Annotated in this window: 2 protein-coding genes; both read right to left on the bottom strand. The window is 61.3% G+C overall.

Going from position 1 to position 3,138, the window contains the following annotated elements:
• Positions 1–1,141 (bottom strand): molecular chaperone DnaJ (dnaJ, locus tag AC2FL1_RS23340; RefSeq protein ID WP_496878513.1); only part of this gene is annotated, 1,141 nt, incomplete at its 3' end.
• Positions 1,142–1,216: 75 nt separating this feature from the next.
• A complete protein-coding gene (gene dnaK, locus AC2FL1_RS23335) occupies positions 1,217–3,130 on the bottom strand; it encodes a molecular chaperone DnaK (RefSeq protein WP_496827275.1) in 1,914 nt (637 codons plus the stop codon).
• Positions 3,131–3,138 lie beyond the last annotated feature (8 nt).

Below are 3,138 nucleotides of genomic sequence, written 5' to 3'. Positions count from 1 at the left end.
CTTTCATCCCGTCCCAAAAGGACTTGACCGAGGAAAAGAAGCTCTTGGTCTCGGGATTGTTGTCTTCGCTCAGCTCGTCGAATTCGCGCAACAACTCTTTCTGCTTGCTGGTCAGGTTGACCGGGGTTTCCACCGCCAGTTCGATGAACATGTCACCGATGCCGCCGCCACGCAGGGCTGGCATGCCCTTGCTGCGCAGGCGCATCTGCCGACCCGACTGGCTGCCGGCAGGTACCTGAACCCGACCGCGGCCGCCGTCGATGGTCGGTACCTCGATGGCACCGCCCAGCGCCGCCTTGGCCATGCTGACCGGCACCCGGCAATAGAGATTCACCCCGTCGCGTTCGAACAGCTCATGCTTGGCGACTTCGACAAAAATATAGAGGTCTCCCGGCGGGCCACCACGCATCCCGGCCTCGCCTTCGCCGGCCAGGCGAATGCGGGTGCCGGTTTCGACCCCGGCGGGGATGTTGACGCTCAGCGCGCGGTCCTTTTCGACCCGACCCTGCCCCCGGCAGGATTTGCATGGATTCTTGATGATCTGACCCAGACCCGAACAGGTGGGGCATGTCCGCTCGACGGTAAAGAAGCCCTGTTGCGCGCGCACCTTGCCCATGCCCGAACAGGTCGGGCAGGTGGTGGGTTCAACCCCGCCTTCGGCGCCGGTTCCCTCGCAGGCCGAACAGGCCACTGCAGTGGGTACGTTGATGGTCTTTTGCAGGCCCGAGAACGCCTCTTCCAGCGTGACCCGTAGGTTATAACGCAGGTCCGAGCCGCGCGCCGCACGACGGCCGCCGCCGCCCCGCTGGCCACCCATGAAATCGCCGAACAAGTCCTCGAACACATCCGAGAACGCGCTGGAGAAATCGCCCGATCCAAAACCGCCGCCGGGACGCTGGCCGCCGCCCATCCCGCCTTCGAAAGCGGCATGACCAAACCGGTCATAGGCCGCCTTCTTCTCGGCGTCTTTCAGAACCTCATAGGCCTCGTTCACTTCCTTGAACTGAGTTTCGGCATCCGGGTTGTCCTTGTTGCGGTCCGGGTGCAGTTCCTTGGCCTTACCGCGATAGGCCTTCTTGATCTCGTCGGCCGAAGCGCCCTTGGACACACCGAGCAGATCGTAATAGTCGCGTTTTGACATCCGAATTCCCTTCTGCCTCAACGAATGCGGGCCGGCCCGGTTACCGGACCGGCCCGTTCTGGCCCGGATGACCCGTTACTTGCGCTTGTCTTCGCCGAGATCTTCGAACTCAGCGTCGACGATGTCGTCGTCCGACGGACCGGCATCCGCCCCTGCGGGCTCGCCATCGCCGCCTTCGCTCTGCGCCTTATAGATCGCCTCGCCCAGCTTCATGGCCGCTTCGGTCACGTTTTGCAGGCCCGACTTGATCTTCTCGGCGCTCACGCCGTCCTTGTCCAGATCGTCCTTCAGCGCGGCAATGGCCAGTTCGATCGCCTCGACAGTGGTCGGGTCGACCTTGTCGCCATGCTCTTCGATCGACTTCTCGGTCGAATGGATCAGGCTTTCGGCCTGGTTGCGTGCCTCGACCAGCTCTTTGCGGGCCTTGTCGGCTTCGGCGTTCTCCTCGGCATCCTTGACCATCTTTTCGATGTCCTCGTCCGAAAGACCGCCCGAGGCCTGGATGGTGATCTTGTGCTCTTTACCGGTACCCTTGTCCTTGGCCGAAACCGACACGATGCCGTTGGCGTCGATGTCAAAGGTCACCTCAATCTGCGGCATGCCGCGCGGTGCCGGCGGGATGTCTTCGAGGTTGAACTGACCCAGGATCTTGTTGTCGGCGGCCATTTCACGCTCGCCCTGGAACACGCGGATGGTCACCGCGTTCTGATTGTCCTCGGCGGTCGAGAAAACCTGAGACTTCTTGGTCGGGATCGTGGTGTTGCGGTCGATCAGACGGGTGAAGACACCGCCCAAGGTTTCGATACCCAGCGACAGCGGGGTCACGTCGAGCAGGACCACATCCTTGACGTCGCCTTGCAGAACACCGGCCTGAATGGCGGCACCCATGGCGACAACCTCGTCGGGGTTCACACCCTTGTGCGGCTCCTTGCCGAAGAACTTGGTCACTTCCTCGATGACCTTGGGCATGCGGGTCATACCGCCGACCAGAACCACCTCGTCAACGTCAGAGGCCGAAATGCCGGCATCCTTGAGCGCGGCCTTGCAGGGGTCCATCGACTTCTTGATCAGGTCGCCCACCAGGCTTTCCAGCTTGGCGCGGGTCAGTTTCATCACCAGGTGCAGAGGCTGACCATTGGCGCCCATCGAGATGAACGGCTGGTTGATCTCGGTCTGGGTGGTCGAGCTCAGCTCGATCTTGGCCTTTTCCGCAGCTTCCTTCAGACGCTGAAGCGCCATCTTGTCGCCAGACAGGTCGACACCGTGCTCTTTCTTGAACTCGTCCGCCAGATAGTTGACGATCCGCATGTCGAAATCTTCGCCACCCAGGAAGGTGTCGCCATTGGTCGACTTGACCTCGAACAGGCCGTCGTCGATCTCCAGGATGGTCACGTCGAAGGTACCGCCGCCAAGGTCATAGACGGCGATGGTCTGGCTGTTCTTCTTGTCCAGGCCATAGGCCAACGCAGCTGCGGTCGGCTCGTTGATGATGCGCAGCACTTCCAGACCGGCGATCTTGCCGGCATCCTTGGTGGCCTGACGCTGGGCGTCGTTGAAATAGGCGGGCACCGTGATCACTGCCTGGGTCACTTCCTCACCCAGATAGGATTCTGCGGTTTCCTTCATCTTGCCGAGGATGAAGGCCGAAATCTGCGACGGCGAATACTTCTCGCTCTTGGCTTCGACCCATGCGTCGCCATTGCCACCGTTGACGATGGAAAACGGCACCATCTTCTTGTCCTTGGTGACCTCGGCATCGTCGACCCGACGGCCGATCAGGCGCTTGACGCCAAAAATGGTGTTCGAGGGGTTGGTGACCGCCTGGCGTTTCGCCGGCTGACCGACCAGTCGCTCATCATCGGTGAAGGCGACGATCGAGGGCGTGGTCCGCGCCCCTTCCGAGTTTTCGATGACTTTCGGCTGGGCGCCGTCCATGATGGCTACACACGAGTTGGTGGTGCCCAGGTCGATACCGATAACTTTACCCATTTGTTCGA

This window comes from Ruegeria sp. YKSF070, assembly GCF_059612725.1.
Note: the sequence above shows the minus strand (reverse complement) of the source record. Positions and strands in the feature narration are given on the sequence as shown.

Coding starts and splice junctions, on each gene's coding strand:
- dnaK (WP_496827275.1), bottom strand. CDS start 3,130: ATGGGTAAAGTTATCGGTATCGACCTGGGCACCACCAACTCGTGTGTA.